19 protein-coding genes are annotated in these 19,244 nt (G+C 48.3%); 14 read left to right on the forward strand and 5 right to left on the reverse strand.

Going from position 1 to position 19,244, the window contains the following annotated elements; genetic code table 11:
* Positions 1–468: 468 nt before the first annotated feature.
* The 4 genes from DYB02_RS21560 to flgA all read right to left on the reverse strand — a co-directional run bounded on the left by DYB02_RS21560 (position 469) and on the right by flgA (position 2,872).
* Positions 469–1,215, reverse strand: coding sequence for a lytic transglycosylase domain-containing protein (locus tag DYB02_RS21560; protein WP_025526789.1), 747 nt, complete (start codon positions 1,213–1,215; stop codon positions 469–471).
* A complete protein-coding gene (gene flgN, locus DYB02_RS21565) occupies positions 1,196–1,633 on the reverse strand; it encodes a flagellar export chaperone FlgN (protein ID WP_005463929.1) in 438 nt (145 codons plus the stop codon). Before flgN ends, DYB02_RS21560 begins: the two co-directional genes overlap by 20 nt.
* A 24-nt stretch (positions 1,634–1,657) precedes the next feature.
* Positions 1,658–1,939 (reverse strand): flagellar biosynthesis anti-sigma factor FlgM, encoded by a 282-nt coding sequence (gene flgM, locus DYB02_RS21570; protein WP_005464040.1) that lies wholly within the window; start codon positions 1,937–1,939, stop codon positions 1,658–1,660.
* Between the two features lie 135 nt (positions 1,940–2,074).
* Complete coding sequence (gene flgA / locus DYB02_RS21575; RefSeq protein WP_029805273.1) at positions 2,075–2,872, reverse strand: flagellar basal body P-ring formation chaperone FlgA; 798 nt, start codon at positions 2,870–2,872, stop codon at positions 2,075–2,077.
* 78 nt (positions 2,873–2,950) lie between these two features.
* Between flgA and flgB the strand changes: the two genes are divergently transcribed.
* The 12 genes from flgB to DYB02_RS21635 are packed head-to-tail and all read left to right on the forward strand — an operon-like array spanning position 2,951 to position 12,929.
* Entirely contained in the window at positions 2,951–3,313 is a 363-nt protein-coding gene (gene flgB / locus DYB02_RS21580; protein ID WP_005463947.1) for a flagellar basal body rod protein FlgB, read from the forward strand.
* A gap of 2 nt (positions 3,314–3,315) precedes the next feature.
* Complete coding sequence (gene flgC, locus DYB02_RS21585; protein WP_005464013.1) at positions 3,316–3,750, forward strand: flagellar basal body rod protein FlgC; 435 nt, start codon at positions 3,316–3,318, stop codon at positions 3,748–3,750.
* Positions 3,750–4,433, forward strand: coding sequence for a flagellar hook assembly protein FlgD (gene flgD / locus DYB02_RS21590; protein ID WP_005463939.1), 684 nt, complete (start codon positions 3,750–3,752; stop codon positions 4,431–4,433). The genes flgC and flgD overlap by 1 nt, the downstream gene beginning before the upstream one ends.
* A 26-nt stretch (positions 4,434–4,459) precedes the next feature.
* On the forward strand, positions 4,460–5,656 hold the full coding sequence (flgE, locus tag DYB02_RS21595; protein ID WP_005463978.1) for a flagellar hook protein FlgE: 1,197 nt from the start codon (positions 4,460–4,462) through the stop codon (positions 5,654–5,656).
* A gap of 12 nt (positions 5,657–5,668) precedes the next feature.
* Entirely contained in the window at positions 5,669–6,400 is a 732-nt protein-coding gene (locus DYB02_RS21600) for a flagellar basal body rod protein FlgF (protein ID WP_005464045.1), read from the forward strand.
* Positions 6,401–6,425: 25 nt separating this feature from the next.
* Positions 6,426–7,211 carry a flagellar basal-body rod protein FlgG gene (flgG, locus tag DYB02_RS21605; protein ID WP_005481471.1) on the forward strand — a complete coding sequence of 262 codons (786 nt, stop codon included), beginning with the start codon at positions 6,426–6,428 and terminating at the stop codon, positions 7,209–7,211.
* A 32-nt stretch (positions 7,212–7,243) separates the two neighbouring features.
* A complete protein-coding gene (flgH, locus tag DYB02_RS21610; protein ID WP_011106240.1) occupies positions 7,244–7,915 on the forward strand; it encodes a flagellar basal body L-ring protein FlgH in 672 nt (223 codons plus the stop codon).
* Entirely contained in the window at positions 7,915–9,036 is a 1,122-nt protein-coding gene (locus DYB02_RS21615) for a flagellar basal body P-ring protein FlgI (protein ID WP_005463987.1), read from the forward strand. The genes flgH and DYB02_RS21615 overlap by 1 nt, the downstream gene beginning before the upstream one ends.
* Positions 9,037–9,046: 10 nt before the next feature.
* Entirely contained in the window at positions 9,047–9,586 is a 540-nt protein-coding gene (locus tag DYB02_RS21620) for a rod-binding protein (protein ID WP_005463927.1), read from the forward strand.
* A complete protein-coding gene (flgK, locus tag DYB02_RS21625) occupies positions 9,587–10,960 on the forward strand; it encodes a flagellar hook-associated protein FlgK (RefSeq protein ID WP_005483982.1) in 1,374 nt (457 codons plus the stop codon).
* Between the two features lie 11 nt (positions 10,961–10,971).
* Complete coding sequence (gene flgL / locus DYB02_RS21630; protein ID WP_005497981.1) at positions 10,972–11,871, forward strand: flagellar hook-associated protein FlgL; 900 nt, start codon at positions 10,972–10,974, stop codon at positions 11,869–11,871.
* A 17-nt stretch (positions 11,872–11,888) separates the two neighbouring features.
* Positions 11,889–12,929: a flagellin gene (locus tag DYB02_RS21635; RefSeq protein WP_029804656.1), complete on the forward strand. Its 1,041-nt coding sequence runs from the start codon at positions 11,889–11,891 to the stop codon at positions 12,927–12,929.
* 124 nt (positions 12,930–13,053) lie between these two features.
* Here DYB02_RS21635 and DYB02_RS21640 read toward each other — a convergent pair whose 3' ends face one another.
* Positions 13,054–15,759, reverse strand: a complete 2,706-nt coding sequence (locus DYB02_RS21640) for a DUF2339 domain-containing protein (protein ID WP_029804657.1) — start codon at positions 15,757–15,759, stop codon at positions 13,054–13,056.
* A gap of 314 nt (positions 15,760–16,073) precedes the next feature.
* Here DYB02_RS21640 and DYB02_RS21645 point away from each other — a divergent pair, with 314 nt between their 5' ends.
* A complete protein-coding gene (locus DYB02_RS21645) occupies positions 16,074–17,873 on the forward strand; it encodes a cation:proton antiporter (protein ID WP_029804658.1) in 1,800 nt (599 codons plus the stop codon).
* 243 nt (positions 17,874–18,116) lie between these two features.
* Positions 18,117–19,136 carry a type 2 isopentenyl-diphosphate Delta-isomerase gene (gene fni, locus DYB02_RS21650; protein ID WP_005481444.1) on the forward strand — a complete coding sequence of 340 codons (1,020 nt, stop codon included), beginning with the start codon at positions 18,117–18,119 and terminating at the stop codon, positions 19,134–19,136.
* Positions 19,137–19,244 lie beyond the last annotated feature (108 nt).

A 19,244-nucleotide genomic window follows, 5' to 3' on the forward strand; every position in this document is an offset into this window, starting at 1 on the left:
CTATTGAATGGGAATGAGCTTCAGTAAGCGTTGTTTAGAAGTGGTTAGGAAGATGTGTTTAGGGATTTCATCATTCACTTCTTTACGCAATTAAGCGCAATAAAAAAGTCCGAGCTCCCCCCCGGAACCCGGACTTATTCCAGACGCGCAAGCGAAGCGTCATCTCGATATTCTGAGTTTTGTTTCAAACTATGAAAACAATAGCCGTTTTATATTTAGTGTGTAAATAATTAATAGGTCCAACCATTGTTTTTCATATTTTTTGCACACGTAATGTGATGCATATCTATCCAATAAACAAGTGCAAATTGGACTATTATCAGTAAACCACTACTCTTTCTTATTCTTGAGATACATTACCTTAACTTTTTTGCACACGTTTGCATCGAGATCACGAGTTTTTAAATTAGCAGAACAGGATCTTGTAATTTTACGTTCTTCTGACATTCGTTGTTTTGGTGATTATTATCACAAATTAACGAGTGGAGGAAGTCGACTAAAGTCGATCAGAGGCTGTGATGGTGCCGCAGATTCAGCAGCAAATAGAAGCAATGGCTGAAAAGAAGAGTGTTGTAACTGCCCGATATCTATCAGTTTTTCCAAGGCGAAGAAACGACTGACGTACTGATGTGTTTCTTTTGGCAGAGTGAGCTGTTGGAAGTCATCGGTGCCCGCTTTCTTTATAGCGCGAGCAATTCGGCCTTCTCCTGCATTATAGGCCGCCAGCGTTAATGCGAGGTTTTGATCAAACTTGTTGTATAAAAACGCCAGATAGTCCAATGCAGCTTTCGTGCTGGCTTGGGTATCGAAACGCTCATCCACATTCGAATCAACCGTTAAACCAAAGCGCATCGCTGTTGCAGGAATCAATTGCCATAATCCCGCGGCGTTGGCGTGAGAAACGGCTTTTGCGTTGTAAGAAGATTCTAGCATTGGCACCAAAACGAGACTTTTGGGCAGTGACTTGCTTTTGAGTTGCTTAAAGATGTGGTCGAGAAGTGGATTGACGGAAGTGAAACGTTGGTCGATTTGTAATTTGTAAGGCGCAAGAACCTGATACTGCTGCTCTATATCAGTAGTATTGGGCTTTGCCTGACAAAGAAAAGAAGTGCTGAACAACAAACAGGCAGAAATAAAAAGGCCTACAGTATCCAGCCGAGATGGCGGCTGAATCTGTAGGCAAGACGACCATCGTTTAAAACGATTTATCTTCATAAGTGTGTTGCACAGGTTGTTTGAGTTGACTGACTAACTCATGGAACGCAGCAGAGCTTTGGCCATTGCTCTGGTTGTATTGTTGGCACTGCTTGATGAGTGTCTCCAATAACGTCCACTGTTTTCTCGCTTGCGCCCCAATCTTGGCAGGCAAAGCGTTGAAAATTCTTGTTACGCTGGAGTCATTACACGGTAACCCCAGCTCACGCATGCATTGGCTTCTTTCATTAGAAGAGCGGCTCAGCTTATTGAGTATTGGTGTTTGTTGCTGAACGTTGGTGTTCAGTGCTTCACCATCAAACTTCAAATACAACGCCTTTTGTTGTTGAAGTAGGGTCAATAATTGCTGATACAGTTTGATGTCTTCAGAAATTGAACGAACAAAATACTGAATTCGCTGCGATGCCGCGCTTGCCATGGGTATATTCCTAATGCTGTGCTTTTACTCGTGACCAGTATGGAATTGCATAATTGCCTTAGATAGCGCTTTTGTATCTAGGCTCAATTCGCCGCGTGCTAGCGCGTTACGAACTTGCTCAACTTTTTCCATATCGACGTCTGGTAGCGATTTCATTTCTGCTTGGGCACGATCAATTGCTGCTGTGTTTGCTTGAAACGCAGGCTCGCTTACCTTGGTTTGTTCCATTGTTTCAACAGGCTTTTTGCTTGCTTGTTGGAAATTTGTTTGTGGGACATGACCGCCCGCGACTTTGTCGATTTTCATGCTGTGGTCCTCATCATCATGTTCTAAATCCAATAGGCGACAAGGATGTGGTGAACATTAAATTTTATTTTTGTACTCGATACTCACGTGATGTGACGAGAGGCAAAATTGAAAAATGTTACGTTGAGTCCAAAATCAAAACTGAGTATGAACTTGGTTTCTTCCTGTCACAACCGCTCGAATGACTCTGCCAGAACTGAGGTTTTCTACCTCAATCTGTTGGCCTTTCGCTCCATCTTCTAAGGCGACACCTTTGGTGCTTGCACTAAATCCATCTTTGCTAGCAATGATGATGATTTCATTGCCTTTCTCAATCAAAGCGGGGGCACTTAAGTTGGTTGGATCGACGACTTGTCCGGCGCGGAGTCGACGCGTGGTTTCCAAGCCGATGGCGTGTTTAGGATCGGTGTAGAAATCGTCCGAGCGCGAAATGGTTCGAGTTTCCAATTTCAGATGATTGGCTGTCACCACTTCACTGCGACCTACAGTCGTCGCCGCAACCACCACTGGCAGTGTGACCGAGGATTTGATCGTGACATTGATTCGCCATGGAGCAGTGAGATCTTCGCAACTGACGGAACGCTTTAAGTTACCGACTGGCAAAGGTTGGTTATCGCGACCCGTGATCACTAATTTGGCATCGCATTTGGGTAAATGGTTGGCAGAACCTGGCACCCACAAATCGTACTCCAGTTGGTACTCGCCCCACTGGTTGGACTTGGCTACGCGGTCTACTTCTTGTTCAAAATGTTTCGCGACAACGGCCTTTAGCTCCTCCGATGAGAAGGTGGTTTGGTCCGGACTGGCGAAAGTTTGTCCTGCCGAAAGAATTCCTAATAACAGTATCCACTTTGAGGAAATTAGAGTTTTCCCCCTAATTTTTTTGCTTTCCGTAAACCGGAAGTTTGGTTTCCACTCTTGTTTGTAAATCATTGATAAATATAAATAAATTTTATGGCACGTATCTTGTTTGTATCTTGGCGTATTCGAGCCGACTGTAAGGAAAGATGCATGGCGATCACATTTGAAAATGCTTTAGGTGTACATCCAGAGGCACTCAATTTTCGCGTTCAGCGTACCAAAGTCCTCGCCAGTAACCTAGCAAATGTTGACACCCCTGGGTACTTGGCGAAAGACCTAAGTTTCACCACTGTTATGAACCAGATGTCGACAAACGGTGTGAGTAATTCTGTACCTAAGCTGCAGGTTCAGGCCCAGTATTCGGTGCCGTACCAAAACAGTAAAGATGGCAACACTGTGGAACTTGGTGTTGAACAAGCGAAATTCACCCAAAACAACATGGACTTTCAAACCAGCCTGACGTTTCTCAACATGAAATTTAACGGCTTGGCGAAAGCGATTGAGGGACGTTAATTATGTCATTCACTGATATTTATTCGATTACTGGCTCTGCGATGACGGCGCAAACCGTTCGCCTAAACACGGTTGCCAGTAACCTTGCGAACGCGGATGCGGTGTCTGCAAACCCAGATGATGCGTACAAAGCACTTAAACCTGTGTTCGCTACTGTGTATCAAAAAACGCAAATGACGACAGAAAACGGCATTTACCCAAATGCTGAAGTTCGTATTGTCGATGTGGTGCAAAACAAAGGTCAGGCGGAAAAACGCTTTGAGCCAAATAACCCACTCGCTAACGGCGAAGGTTATGTTTACTACCCAGACATCGACGTGGTTGCGGAAATGGCGGACATGATGTCAGCGACTCGCAGCTTCGAAACGAACGTGGAAGTGTTGGCAAATGTGAAAAGCATGCAGCAAGGCTTGCTTCGTTTAGGGCAGGGTAGCTAATGAGTCTTGCACAGTACACGGCATTATCGTCGGACGCTCCGGTTAAAGCGGCAGCAAAAGAAAACAGTGGCATTGCGCCAAACCCAACGGATAAGAACAGCGCGTCTTCACTTCAAAATGAGTTCATCTCTTTGATGGTGGCACAAATTCAAAACCAAGATCCGTTAAACCCGTTAGATGGCACAGAGTACGTCGGTCAGTTGGCGCAGTTCTCTCAAGTTCAAAGTACCGAGAACATGTCGAAGGTCATGCAAAACAGCATGGTGCTACTCGACAACATGCAAGTGCTATCGACCGCTGGTTTGGTTGGTCAAACGGTTTACGTGAATTCAAAAGAATTCGAACTGGGTGATGGTGCGCAAAACGGCAAAATCGAACTGAGTCATGGTTCAAACCAAGTGACTTTAGTTGTGAAAGATCAGTTCGGTCAGAAGACGAACGTACCACTTGGCGCTCACGGCGCTGGTGACGTTGAGTTCTCAATCAATCCAGAAGAGCTTGGCTTAAAGCCGGGCAAATACACGGTATCTGTAGAAGTTCAAGAAGGCCAAGCGAGCCCGAATGTTCTACTGGCTGGCACAGTTGAACAGGTTCGTATTCCGAGTTCAGGTGGCGCAGCATTGGTCAATGTTAATGGCGTTGGCAACGTTCCTTTCTATCAAATCACTCAGTTTGGTGCTTAACCAAATAAGCAAATCAGAGGTCTTTTATGAGTTTTAACATCGCACTTAGTGGTCTGGACGCGACCAACACAGAGCTAAACACGATCAGCCACAACATTGCCAACGCTTCAACGTATGGTTTTAAAGGTGCGCGCACAGAGTTCGCAGCGGTATACAACGGCATGCAACCTGGCGGCGTAGAAGTTGCGTCTATTTCACAAAACTTCGATAAAAACGGTTCAATCACGGGTACTGGTCGTTCAATGGACTTGGCGATCAACGGCAGCGGCTTCTTTGTGACAAAAGATCACATGGGTCAAACGCTTTACACTCGTTCTGGCGTATTTGGTACGGATAAGAGCAACTTTGTAACAGCGAACAATGGCGCGAAGTTGCAAGGTTACAGCGTAGATAGCAACAACAACTTGATGACGGGTTCTGTAGGTAACATCCAAGTATCAACATCGTCACTCAACGCGAAAGCGACAGATAAGCTTGATTTTGTTGCGAACTTCGATGCAAGTGCAAAAGCGATTGATAAAGCGGTAACGCCGTTCGATCCAGCGGATCCAACTTCGTTCAACTCTTCTTACACGACACAGGTGTACGATTCACTTGGCAACTCTCACACCGTGACGCAGTACTTCACTAAAACGGCAGACAACGCATGGGAAGTAAACGTGCAAGTCGACGGTGGTAAAACTCCTGTTTCAACCATTCCTGTGACGTTTAATAAAGACGGTACGTTAGCGGCGCCAACAGGCTCTTTCAATGTGGCATTCCCAGCTGCGGGCGCAAACGCAATGAGCGTTGATATCAACCTAAAAGGCAGCACGCAATTTGGTGCCGCGTTTGGCGTGAGCACAAACAGCCCGAACGGTTACACATCTGGTGAGCTTGCAGGCGTGCGCGTTGAAGACAACGGCATGGTTTACGCAACTTACACTAACGGTCAATCACAGCTTCAAGGCCAAGTGGTTCTGGCTGATTTTGCTAATACGCAAGGTCTAGCAAAAGTGAGCGGCACTGCGTGGACACAAAGCTTTAGCTCTGGTGCGCCGATCATGGGCGTTCCGGGTTCTGGCACGCTGGGTAACTTGACTCCAGGGGCATTAGAGGGCTCAAACGTCGACCTAACCAGTGAGCTTGTGGCACTGATGACAGCACAACGTAACTACCAAGCGAACGCAAAAACGATTTCGACCAGCGACAAGCTCACTCAAGCCTTGTTCAACGCGGTGTAATAGGAGCTCTGCATGGATAGCTTGTTATTTACAGCAACCTCCGGTGCAAGCCGAGTTCTTAAAGCGCAACACGTTCGTTCGAATAACTTGTCGAACGCGGATACCGCAGGTTTCCGTGCGGATATGGAACGTGTTCGTAGCGTGGAGTTACAAGGCCCGGGCTTTGATGGCCGAACCATGGTGGTCACAAACTCTGCATCAACGCGTTTTGATTCTGGCGACGTTGTGAAAACAGGTCGTGCGCTGGACGTTGCCGTCATGGGTGAAGGTTACCTTGCGGTAGAAACGCCAGCGGGTAACGAGGCTTACACGCGTGCCGGTAACATTCAAATCGATACCTTTGGCGCAATGTCTATCAACGGGTTCCCGGTTGTGGGTGAAAACGGTCCGTTGGTGGTGCCTGATTATCAAAAAATCGAAATCAGTGAGCGTGGCCTTGTCTCGGTTATTCCACCGGGCGGCGGTGCAGAAATCGCAGTCGGCACATTGAAACTGGTGAAGCCAGAAATCAATCAGCTGCAAAAAGAGAGCGACAGCTTGCTTCACAGCGTTGATGGTGTGCCATTTGCGGCGGATGAAACCGTGCAATTGGCACCAGAACACATCGAAGGCAGTAACGTATCGGCGATCGATGAGCTGATCGGCGTGATGTCGCTAACGCGTAACTTCGAGATGCAAGTACGCATGATGAAAACTGCAGAAACGTTGGCGCAAGCCGGTAACAAATTAATGGCGGCGAGATAAGTCTCGCCCCAAAAGGAGATAACCAATGCATTCGGCATTATGGGTAAGTAAGACAGGTATGGCAGCGCAGGACACGAAGATGACTGCCATTTCCAACAACTTAGCAAACGTAAACACCGTCGGCTTTAAGCGCGACCGCGTTGTATTTGAAGATTTGTTCTACAGCATTCAGCGTCAGCCTGGTGCACAGGTGGATCAGGTAAACGAGCTACCTAGCGGTGTTCAACTGGGTAGTGGTGTGCGCGTTGTCGGCACGCAAAAAGTGTTCACGCAAGGTAACACACAAAACACGACTCAAGACCTAGATCTAGCGGTAATGGGGCAAGGCTTCTTCCAGATTGAAAACTCTGACGGTCAGATTATGTACACGCGTAATGGTCAGTTCCACATCAACTCAGAAGGTTTGATGGTGAACAGTCAAGGTCTACCGCTTGAGCCACAAATTCAAATTCCTGACAACGCGACCTCTTTCTCGGTTGGCGTAGATGGCACAGTGACAACAACAACGGCAGACGATCCAACACCTCAGCAGCTTGGTCAAATCACACTAGCAAAATTCATCAACCCAGCCGGTCTTGAAGCCGTTGGCGGTAACTTGTTCCGCGAGACGGAAGCAAGTGGCCCAGCCGATGAGCTGATTGCCGGCGCAGATGGTGCAGGCAGCATCAAGCAAGGCGCGCTAGAAGGCTCTAACGTGCAAGTTGTGGAAGAAATGGTCGACATGATCACGACTCAACGTGCTTACGAGATGAATGCCAAAGTCGTATCAGCAGCAGATGACATGCTGAAGTTTGTCTCGCAATCGATGTAATGATGAAGTTGGTGATGATGAAGGAAAAAGCAATGAAATGGCTTTCTAAGAGTTGGGCAGTAGCCGTCGTGTTGCTGGTGGGATGTGCCGGACGTCAGGAGTTTATTCCGCCTCAGCCAAATGCTGAGGAGTATGCGCCGCCGAAGTTGGATTACACCTTACCAGACGCTCAATCTGGTAGCCTTTATCGTCACCAATACACGATGACTCTGTTCCAAGATCGTCGTGCGTACCGAGTCGGTGATGTGCTAACCGTGGTGCTTTCTGAAGAGACTTCTTCAAGCAAAAAAGCCGGAACCAAATTTGGTAAGAGCTCAGCGGTGAACTTTGCTGCGCCAACCATCGGCACTAAAAAGTTTGATGAACTTGGTGTGAGCATTGACGGCAGCCGAAATTTCGATGGCAGTGCATCTAGCTCGCAAGGCAACAAGCTCCAAGGTGCTATCACGGTCACGGTGCATGACGTGTTGCCAAATGGCGTATTGCGCATCAGTGGCGAAAAGTGGCTGCGCCTAAATCAAGGTGATGAATTCATCCGTTTGACGGGCATTGTTCGCGTCGATGACATCACTCGCAATAACCAAGTTTCTTCTCAACGAATTGCGGATGCTCGCATCACTTACGCTGGTCGCGGCGCGTTGGCAGACAGCAACGCTGCTGGATGGCTGACTCAGTTCTTTAACAGCCCATGGGTACCATTCTAATGAAGCCAATCAATACCTTTTTTTCGTCTTTCCTACTGGCATTGACCTTAGGGCTTCCTGCGACTTCACAGGCTGAAGTGGAAATTCCTATTATGGATTTGGTGGATGTTCGAGGCATCCGCGAAAACCAATTAGTCGGTTACGGTTTGGTGGTTGGTCTTGCCGGCCAAGGCGACCGTAACCAAGTAAAATTTACCTCACAATCCATCACCAACATGTTGCGCCAATTTGGTGTTCAGATTGATGACAGCATGGATCCTAAACTGCGTAATGTAGCATCGGTAAGCGTGACGGCATCGGTAGACCCTATGGCTGGGCCGGGCCAAACCTTAGATGTGGTCGTGTCATCCATTGGTGATGCGAAAAGCTTGCGCGGCGGTACGCTGCTTCTTACGCCGCTACGCGGTATAGATGGTGAAGTGTACGCCATCGCGCAAGGTAGCGTTGTTGTGGGCGGTTTATCTGCTGAAGGTAAAAGTGGTTCAAAAGTCGAAGTGAATACGCCAACAGCGGGTCGTGTGCCGAATGGTGCAACGCTAGAGCGCGAAATCAAAACAGACTTCAACCAGCGCGATGAAATCACGCTGAACTTGCGCAAACCAAGTTTCACCACTGCAAAAAACATCGCACGTGAGATCAACAATACGTTTGGTCCGAACGTGGCTGTTGCCATCAACAAAGCACGCGTGGATATGCGAGCGCCGAAAGACACGCAACAACGCGTGATCATGATGTCGATGCTGGAAGAGATGAGCGTCGTAGAAGGTCGTAAGCCTGCACGTATCGTCTTCAACTCCCGTACTGGCACTGTGGTGATTGGCAAGAATGTCAAAGTTGGCGAAGCGGCAGTAAGCCATGGCAACTTGACGGTGCGAATTTCAGAATCAGAAAAAGTCAGTCAACCGAATGCGTTTGCTGATGGTGAGACAAAAGTCGTGAATCAAACGGATATTGATGTAAACGAAGAGCTCGCTCAAATGGTGATTTGGCCTCCGGGTACAGAGCTCAATACCATTGTCGATGCAGTCAACAGCTTAGGCGCAACCCCAACCGATTTAATGTCGATTCTTCAGGCACTAAATGAAGCGGGTGCGTTAAATGCTGAACTGGTCGTGATTTAAGGAGTGAACGATGAAACTAGATGGTAGCAGCGATCAAGCTCAATTGAACTCAATGCTTTATCACGACAACAGTGCGTTGGCGAACATCAAGCACAGTCGTGATCAAGAAGGCGCGCTCGAAATGGTGGCGGGTCAGTTTGAAGCTATGTTCTTACAACTGGTGCTGCGTCAAATGCGCAGTAGCAGCGACGTGTTAGCGGACAAAGACAGCCCATTTTCAAGCAAGCAACAAGGCGTTTTTCGCGACATGTACGATGGCCAGTTGGCGATGGAGTTGGCGAAAAAGCAAAGCTCTGGCATCGCTAATATGCTGATTCAGCAGTTGAGCCCTTCAATGCGCGAAGTGGCCTTCGATTCGGCGCGCAATGTGTCTTCTGCAAATGACGGTAAACCGGTCGATTCTGAATCGATATCACAGCTTGAACTCGAAGAAATTACCGACCCATTTAACTCAACGGCTCAAGCGGTCGCCTCAGTTAAACAAGTGCTTGGAGAAGCCGGTATGACGACCGCTTTTTCTCAGCCGCTGATCAGGAAAATGGAGCTGTAAATGAACCTAGTTAATATCGCCCTCTCAGGTTTAAACGCAAACCGCGTTGCACTTGACGTGACGGCGCAAAACGTTGCGAACGTCAACACGCCAGGATACAGCCGTCAACAAGCGTTGATGGCGACAGTTGGTGATGGTAAGTCCAACCGCTTAAGTTCTGGCATGGGTGTGGAAGTGACCAGCATCCGCCGTGTAACTGATCAGTTCTTGGTTAAACAAACTTGGTCTACCAATAGTTTGGCGGCTTACGCGGCTGGTTACACCAGCAACATGAGCCAACTAGAAAACACCTTGGGTGCAGACGGATTTAGTATCTCTGCTGGCTTAGATTCGCTTAACGCCGCGCTTAACGACGCGACAGTGAAGCCAGAATCGATGCCTTACCGCCAGCAAATCATCAATGAATCAGAAGCGTTGGCTCGACGCTTCAACACACTAACTCAGTCTTTGCACAACCAACATAAAGACATGAATGATCAGCGCACTGCTGCGCTGACTCATGCAAACAGTCTGATGTCGAACATCGCTCACGTGAACAAGCAAATCGTTGAAATGCAAGGTACAGGCGGTAACCCTGCTCAATTGATGGACACGCGTGAAAAGCTGATCGGTGAGCTGTCACAAGTGATCGAAGTGAAAACAACCGATCAACCGGATGGCAGCATGCAGGTGACGTTGGTTTCTGGTCAGCCGTTAGTCATGGGCTCGGACTTTGGTCAACTGTCTGCGATTCCTGATCCAAGCGATCCGTATCTTGCGGATCTGCACGTGAATTTTGCTAATCAAAGCTTCGCTATTGGCGATTCGGTCGGGGGCAAGTTGGGTGCCATCAACGATTACCAAACCGACGTTCTAAAGCCAAACCAAGTGGCGCTTGATGATATGGCAAAAGCTCTGGCAGATGAGTACAACGCGGTACTTGCTACAGGTAAAGACTTGAAAGGCAATGCTGGCAAACCACTGTTTAACTACGACCCTGATAACCCAGCGGCAAGTTTAACCATCACAGATTTGAGCGCGGAAGAATTGGCGTTTTCAAGCGATGGTACGCCGGGTAACGCGAATGTTCTTAAATCTCTGATTGATTTGAGTAACAAACCGGTTGCGGTAACGGGCTACGGCTCAGTGAGCTTAAACGATGCCTTTACCTCAATGGTTGGCCAAACGGCGATCAAAGCGCGTCAGGCTGATGCGGATTACCAAGCAAAACTGGCAATGAGCAAGCAAGCGCATACCGCTCGCGACAACGTAAGTGCAGTGAACAGCGATGAAGAAGCCGCGAACTTGATGACGTTTGCTAACGCGCACAATGCCAACATGAAAGTGATCAGTACGGCGAACCAGCTGTTCGACTCTGTATTGCAGTTATTCTAGAGGAAACCCAGATGCGAATCAGTGATAACCAATTCAGCCAAATGATGCTGCAAAGCCTGCAGAGCAACAGCGCAGGCCTTGGGAAAGTACTTCAACAAATGTCTACACGTGAGCGACTGACTAAGCTGTCTGATGATCCAATGGCGTCTATCAAGCTGCTTAACTTGGAACGCGAAAACAGTGCGATTGCTCAATACCAAAGCAACATCGCAAACCTGAAAACAACGCTTTCAAGCCAAGAGACACACCTAGACTCAGTGAGCGAAAGTTTGAAAAGCATGCGTGACATTGTTCTTTGGGGCGCGAACGGTTCGTTGACGGATCAAGACCGTAGCGGCATGATCACCGAACTGAAAAGCTACCGTGACTCCATCGAATCGTCTTTCAATGCGCAAGATGAAGAAGGCCACTTTCTGTTTTCGGGCACAAAAACCGATACCGCGGCTCTCAATAAATCAAGTGGCGCTTATGTAGTCGAAGGCAACAGCGATGTTCGTGTGGTGACGGTGGCGAAAGGCGTGACCATGGATTCGAACATGACCGCACAAGAGATCCTAGATATTGGTGGCGGCAAGAACGTTCTTAATCAAATCGACGCTTTGATTGCAGAATTTGAGAAGCCGAGTCCGAATTTTCAAGCCGAAGTGGACGCTAGCCTAAACGCCATCGATGATACGATGGCAAACGTACTAGGCGCGATGACGGAAATCGGTGGTCGCCATAACAACCTAGATTTGATGGACGGCGCACACAGCGAAAACAAGTTGTTTGTCGACAAAGTCTCTGGTGACTTATCTGCATTGGACTACGGTGAAGCTTCGGTACGTTTAAGCAACTACATGGCTGCTCTGCAAGCTACGCAGGCGAGCTACGTGAAGATCAACGATCTTTCATTGTTTGACCGTATTTAAGGTTAGGAAGTTCTTTTATGGTAATGAGTACAGTAGAGGTTAGAGCCCATAGCATACGCTTGGGTGGCCAAGAACAAGCCTCTATCATGCCAACCCGCTCTGCGGATTCAAGCAGTACGATCAAACCGCGTCCAATTCAAGTTCAGGCTGACACCGCGTCAGCCTATTCTGTTTCAGGCATTCAACTGACTCAGGGACAGCAACAAGCAACAGCGGTACAAATTGCTTCAAAATCACTGCAAACCATTGGTAAAGAGCTAACGCACATTAAGCGTGGGTTAACTCAAGCCGTTACGCAAGGCACACAAAATGTGCCGGGGTTGCAAGATACGCTTGTGCGCTCTAAAGCGAACATTCAACGTGTTGTGGAACAAGCGCGTTTTGATGGCCAGAAGGTGATTGATAACGAGTTGAATCTCAAATTGGATAAAGCCGATATTCGTCGCTTCTCTATCCCAGGTTTGAATGTGCATCGTCTCAGTGACCGAGCGGAACAAATTCGTTTGGATTTCCCTCAGGGCCAAGCGGTGATGATTCAGTTTGACGGTCAATCGGACGGCGCACGCACGGTGAAAATGCTCGACCGCAGTTTAATTGCAATGGGCATGCGCGCATCATTGGCTGAAGACGGCACCATTTTGTTTGAAGCGCGCGATACCGCTTATCAACAAATGCAGCAGAAGGTTTTGGTCACGGGCGAAGGGCATCGCTTCCCAGCTGGTCAGCCAAATGTGCTGAACTTGAAATCTGAGCCGGACGGCATTGCAGAGCTGAGTTTTGATTTAGGCTCTCGTGATGGCATCAAACAGACGATCTCGAAAGTCAATCAGTACTTAAGACAAGTGCAAACCAGCTTAGAAGAAGCGAAAGCTTTTCATGGCGAGTTGAACACGCAGATGCGCTCAATCCAAAGCAAAAGTCATCAACTTTCGGTAGATGAAGTGAACGCAAAACTGGATGGTTTTATGGAGACGTCTGGTCAGTTTACCTCGACGTTCCAAGCGTTAAATGCGCAAGCGAATGTTCGTCGTCATACGGTGGTTGCATTGTTGAAATAACGCCGTTTCAAAGAACACTCCAATGATTCCCGGCTTTACATTTTTGCTGCCCCCCAATAACGGCGAAAATGCATTGTCGGGAATCTCTCTTTTCCGCTTATCTTTTTGTGTTGAAGAACGTCGATTATGGCTCAGAGGTCTGAGCGACTGAGCGATGCAGTTTTTGAAATAGCCACCCCAAAGCAATAAGTGATGCCCCCAAGCCTAAGAAGCTGATGGCGCGCCAGAACCCGTCCAAAGAGCTTACATCCCACAAGAAGACTTTCAATGCCACAAAGGCCAGTATAATTAAGCCGATGCGTTGCATCATCATCGCCTTGTGAGTGACACCGCGCCAAGTTAAAGCGCCACCAACCATTAATCCTGCCACTGAGTAGCTAAACAACTCTGCCATACTGGTCGGTTGAAACAGCGTCATTGACGTGGTTTGCCAGAACTGTCGAATCGACATCCCTAGCCAAATGGCCGCTAATGCAAAGCCAAGACATGCGACCGCTAATCGGTGTACACGCAGCGTATTCCAGCGTCTAACGACCGCAGCAATGAGAATGCACGCTGGCAGAAGCCAACCTAAACTCAGCATGTTGAACACAGGCATGGCTTGTGCCGATACGTTGTTGGTGATGAGTGGCGATTCAACGCTGTTCAGCCATACCGTCAATAGCGCGAATACGCCCCACAATAAGTAGCTGTAGGCTTGATAAACAAGGGTGAGCTGCTGAGCAAATTGGCTGCGATAACTGTAAACCAAGCCCATAACCAGAGCTTGGTTGGCAAAGACCACGGCACTTGTGAAATCGATGTGCCCCAAATAGCCGTATTGTCCCGTTAACCAGTAGTTGGTTTGGGTGAACAACGCCATTAAGAACACATGCAAAAACGCCCCTTCAAACCAGTTGGTCAGGTCGGAATCTTGTTTCGCTAGCACGCTTCGGGCATAGGCTAAGATAGCCAATGACGGCACGTAACTAAGAATGACCCAAGCCCAATGCCCACTTTCAACCGGCTGCCATTGTGGAATAAATGGCAGCAACGTGAGACGAACTACCAAAATACCCATCACGATTTTGACCGCCCAACTTGCTGGGCGAAAAAAACCGGCTTGGATTTGCAGTGCCATCACCGCGACTTGTATCGAAATGGCAGTGGTGAGCCAAGTGTCGCTTAACCAAACGAAAGCGACGCCAGAAATCAGAGCGTGAACGACCGCTGAACATTCAAGTGCAAGAGAGCGAAGGCGCTGGCTAAGGAACGCATAATAGGCCGCGATGAGCGCGCAGAACAACGTCCAGTACAGGGCGTAACCGTGCATGAATTCGTCAGCATAAAACAACGTGACCAAACCCATCGTTGGTGCTAGCACCAACAAAAGCACGTTGCTGATTTGCGAACGGTCACTCAAAGATTGGCAATAGGTTCTAAAGCCAATCAGCGCAATACTCACCGCCAGTGCGAATAAAATGCTGGCCTCTCGCTCTAACATATACAGCGCATCAAACGCGATGGTGAGAACAATCAGCGCGGTTGCCGAGACGAGTATGGATGGCAAAAATACACGTAACGACCAGCCTGTACGCAGTGCTGGTAGCCAGATGATCGCCACAAGCAGCGTATAACAGTACGCCATTTGTAGAGTGTTCAGTTCCGGCATTCTGGTGATAGCAGAAAAGGTCAATAACGCTACTGCAAGAGAGGTCGCGGTTGGTTGATTTGTCCACTTGCTTTGATAGTGGCGAAAACGAGGATTGAGCATCCAACCCATTCTGGGAACCGAGAAAATGAGATACAAAGTGATGGAGAGATAAATCGCGAGCCAAGAGAACAGCAGTTCAGTTGGAATACTCTCAATCAACAGCAGCATCCATATGACATGCGGAACGGCGATGCTTGGCGCAATCCATGCCCGACGCACTTTTTGCATCAATAAGGTTGCCGCGAACGAAATCGCGCAGATGTATCCGGCTAACAAAAAGTAGTTCGGTTCATTACCTCCAATCCAAAGCGGAGCGGTGTAGCCACCGATTAAACCGAGCACCGCCATTAACGGCCCTTGTCGTAATGACAACGCTAAACTGCAAAATGCCGCCGCAGCCAAGATGATCAACGAGACACTTGGCGTCAGCATTTGATAAACCACAAAAGCAAAAATGACGGTGCAGTAAATGCCCGTTAGCCCCGTTCCGGTGACAGCAGCAGGCACATAGGTAAAGCCTTGAGCGCGTGCGGCGCGATCCGGGTTGTTTTGCTCTTTTCGATGAAACCACTCGCCAGCGAGTACCATAAGTAACGAGAGTGAAAAGGCAAAAGAAACACGCATAAGTGGCGAAAACTCAATATGGCTGCCAATTACTTGCACCAGATAGCCGCCACCGATCAACATGGCTAATGCGCCGACCCAAACTAGCCAGTTCTCTTGGAAGTTAGCAATGAGTTTTTGCGCGTGCTTCTGGATTAGTGGATCTTCTTGCTGAGTAAACGTCGCCAACTGAACTTGTGTTTGCTGGCTTTGGTTGAGTTTGGCTTGCTCTTGCTCGCTATGAGTTGCAAGGTATGAAGGCTCAAATTCAGGCTCGATGTTGCTTGGAGCGCTTAATGCCGAGTCGCCAGAGTCTGAACGCATTGAAGAAGCCGCTCCAAGGCTGGATTCCGATGTGTCAGGCTCTGGTTGGGAGGCTTCGAGTTTCGAATCGCGACGCGTGCTGACGCGAAGAGAGGCAACTTCTTTCTGTAATTTCGACAGTTCTTTTTCCAGCAACGATATCCGACTGGCGGCTTTCAAACCGATCAATATGGCAAAAAAAGCCGTGATCAGCGCAAGTGTCGTAAACAATCCATTTCTCCCTATCCTTGGTCGTTTGTCTCACACGATAGATGATTCTTAACTTTGAGCACGTACACTAAAGCTTAGTTCATGCTCTATGCCTGAGCGTTTTATGATGCTAGGTTCCGCGTGAAATTTTGTACCCACTTTACCTTGCTCCGAGGGGAACCGCGAGAATGACGCAAGTCTTGATGCAGTTTCTGGACGACTTTTCGGCACACATCGCCGCTAAGTCACTGGGTATAAACTATATTCATAATTCTAAGGGTCAACGCATCCTAGCGCTGTGACGCTAAAACAACGATAAAAATAGGTGACGATAGATGCAAGTGGGTAATGAAGCGCTGGTGCTGTCAGCGGTAGGGGTCATTGGTTTGGGCTGTCAGTGGTTAGCTTGGCGGCTGCGCTTGCCAGCCATTTTGTTTTTGCTGTTGGCTGGCCTCATCGTCGGGCCATTTATGCAATGGCTCAAACCCGATGAAATTTTGGGAAACTTGCTCTTTCCGCTGGTCTCATTAGCGGTGGCAGTCATTTTATTTGAAGGCAGTTTGACCTTAAATTTTAAAGAAATTCGTGGCGTGAGTGGGTCGGTATGGAGCATTGTTTCCATCGGGGCGATCATCTCGTGGGCGGCAACCAGTGTTGCGACACACTATTTCCTTGGCTTTACATGGGAGCTCGCCATGTTGTTCGGCAGCTTAACCGTCGTCACGGGGCCGACAGTTATCGTGCCGCTGCTTCGGACGGTAAGGCCTAACAGTACACTTGCCAATATTTTGCGCTGGGAAGGGATCTTAATCGACCCTCTTGGTGCGCTATTTGTGGTGATGGTGTATGAGTTTATCGTGTCGCACAGCGCCGTAAACAGCATGGAAGTCTTTGGCACCATCATTGCCGTAGGTGTCATTTTAGGTGTGGCGTCTGGTGCAGCCGTAGCGACGGTATTGCGTCGAGCGTGGTTGCCGGAATACTTGCAGCCTTTTGCGGTTTTAATGGTGGTACTGGGCGTATTTTCGGTCTCTAACCACATCGAATCTGAAGCGGGGTTATTAACCGTTACCGTGATGGGTATGTGGCTTGCCAACGCGAAAGACATCAACATTCAGCAAATTCTGCATTTTAAAGAGCACTTGACCATTTTGTTGATCACTGGCTTGTTCATCTTCCTTGCGGCTCGAATCAGCTTGGATGATTTTGCAGCGCTGGGCAGTGGTGCGTTGCTGCTGTTTGTCTTTATGCAGTTGGTGTCGCGCCCGTTATCGATTTTTCTTTCTACGATGCGCAGCAACTTGAACCTTAAAGACAAGCTCTTTTTGTCTTGGGTGGCACCACGCGGTATTGTTGCTGCGTCGATTTCTTCTCTGTTTGCGATTAAATTGACCGAATACGGAGTCGATGGAGCAAGCTTACTGGTGCCAATGACCTTTATGGTGATCATCGGTACGGTGGTATTACAAAGTGCCACTGCTCGCCCTATGGCGATTGCATTGGGTGTCGCTGAACCTGCGCCGAGAGGCTTCCTACTTATTGGGGCGAACCGAGTCGCACGTGAAATTGGCCAAGCGTTAGCGCGTTATGATCGACGTGTATTGATGACGGACTCAAACTGGGAGTACATCAGCCAAGTTCGTATGATGGGCCTGGATTATTATTACGGTAACCCGATTTCTAGCCATGCGGATGACAACCTGAACATGATTGGCATTGGTCAAGTGGTCGCACTCACGCCAGATCAACACTTCAACATCATGGCTTGTATGCAATTTGTCGACGAGTTTGGCGAAGATAAAGTGCATTGTCTGCAAAAAGTGAAGACGAATGGAAACGGCAGTGAAAAGCACTCTGTTGCTCAGGAGTATCACGGCAAGCTGTTGATGGGGGGCAATGTTAGTTACACCCAGCTAGCGAGCCTGTTAAGCCGAGGTGCGGAAATCAAGCACACCAAACTGAGTGAGAACTTCACTTACCAAGATTATTTGGAACATCACAAAACCAATTTGGTGCTCCCGCTGTTTAATGTCGAAGACAAAGGCAAAATCCAATTCTGTGATGATCCGGATCAGTTTGCGCCAAGTACGACAAGTACCATTGTGTCGCTAATTCTGCCTGAAAGCGCACAATAGAACGCAAAACATCTATTTCACCGCCTTTAAGTTGGCATCCTATCCGTTTGTTATCCAAGCTTAGGGAGTAACTCGCCGTTATCGTTTTAAACGAGAGGGTGGGTTTCTCTTCCTATAATTTCAGAGTAAATAACGATTCATTGCTGGTTTCGGAAATGCAATGCGCCTATTTCAGAAAATTCGCATTGACGTTACTGATAAGGATGGCAATACTGCGCGACTGTTTTACTTTAGGGTGACATTATGGCTCCGCAAACTAACCGAAAAGACTTACATTTAGACGCTGTTTTACATCATGACATGAGCATGAAAAAGAAAACGGCGGGTTTTGAGTCTGTCGAGTTTGAACATTGTGCGCTGCCAGAATGTGACTTCAACACTATCGATTTATCGACTGAGTTTCTTGGCCATCGATTGGCGCTGCCGTTTTTGATCAGCTCCATGACGGGGGGAGCGAGAGACGCCGAAACGATCAACTGCCGCTTAGCTGAAGCCGCAAGCGAGTTAGGTATCGCGATGGGTGTGGGCTCTCAGCGGATCAGCTTAGAAGAAAGCCAGCACTCTGGCTTGGGTAAAACCATCCGTGAACTCGCGAAAGGTGTGCCGCTGTACTCAAACTTAGGAGCTGCTCAACTGCGTGACAAAGGTAAGTTGGATAACGCGCAACGTGCGGTTGAGGCGATTCAAGCAGATGCCTTGTTTGTGCACGTTAATCCGATGCAAGAAGCGTTTCAGAAAAACGGCGATCACAATTGGATTGGTGTATTGCACGCTATTGAGCAACTAAAGCCGCGCGTTAACGTTCCTATCATCATCAAAGAAGTGGGCTTTGGTATTAGCGGTGACGTGGCGCAGCGACTGGTTGATGCTGGCGTGGACGCGATTGACGTCGCGGGCGCTGGTGGCACAAGTTGGAGTGCGGTTGAAGGGTATTGCCAAGACAACCCTCACATGCAGCGCGCAGCCGAGCTTTTTCGTGATTGGGGTATCCCGACGGCAACGTGCTTGGCTCAAATACGTGCGCAGCATCCTAAATTGCCTTTGATCGCCTCTGGTGGTATCCACAATGGACTTGAGGCGGCGAAAGCCATTCATTTAGGCGCGAACCTCGTAGGTCAAGCTGGTGCAGTATTGAAAGCTGCGACCATCAGCACGCAGTTGGTGGTCGATCATTTTGAACAAATGGCGTTAGAGCTGCGTTTGGCCTGCTTTGGCACTGGATCGGCGAAGGTGAACGCGTTAACTAAAGCACGTCGTCTGTAACACCAGATATGGTGTGATTATCACAGCGTCGCTCAATAAATTTTCGGTGTCTTAACACGTAGACTGATAATTTCGTTATAGTTGATACAAAAGTCACTTTGATGAACA

Origin of the sequence: Vibrio parahaemolyticus, from assembly GCF_900460535.1 — a bacterium.
GTDB lineage: Bacteria > Pseudomonadota > Gammaproteobacteria > Enterobacterales > Vibrionaceae > Vibrio > Vibrio parahaemolyticus.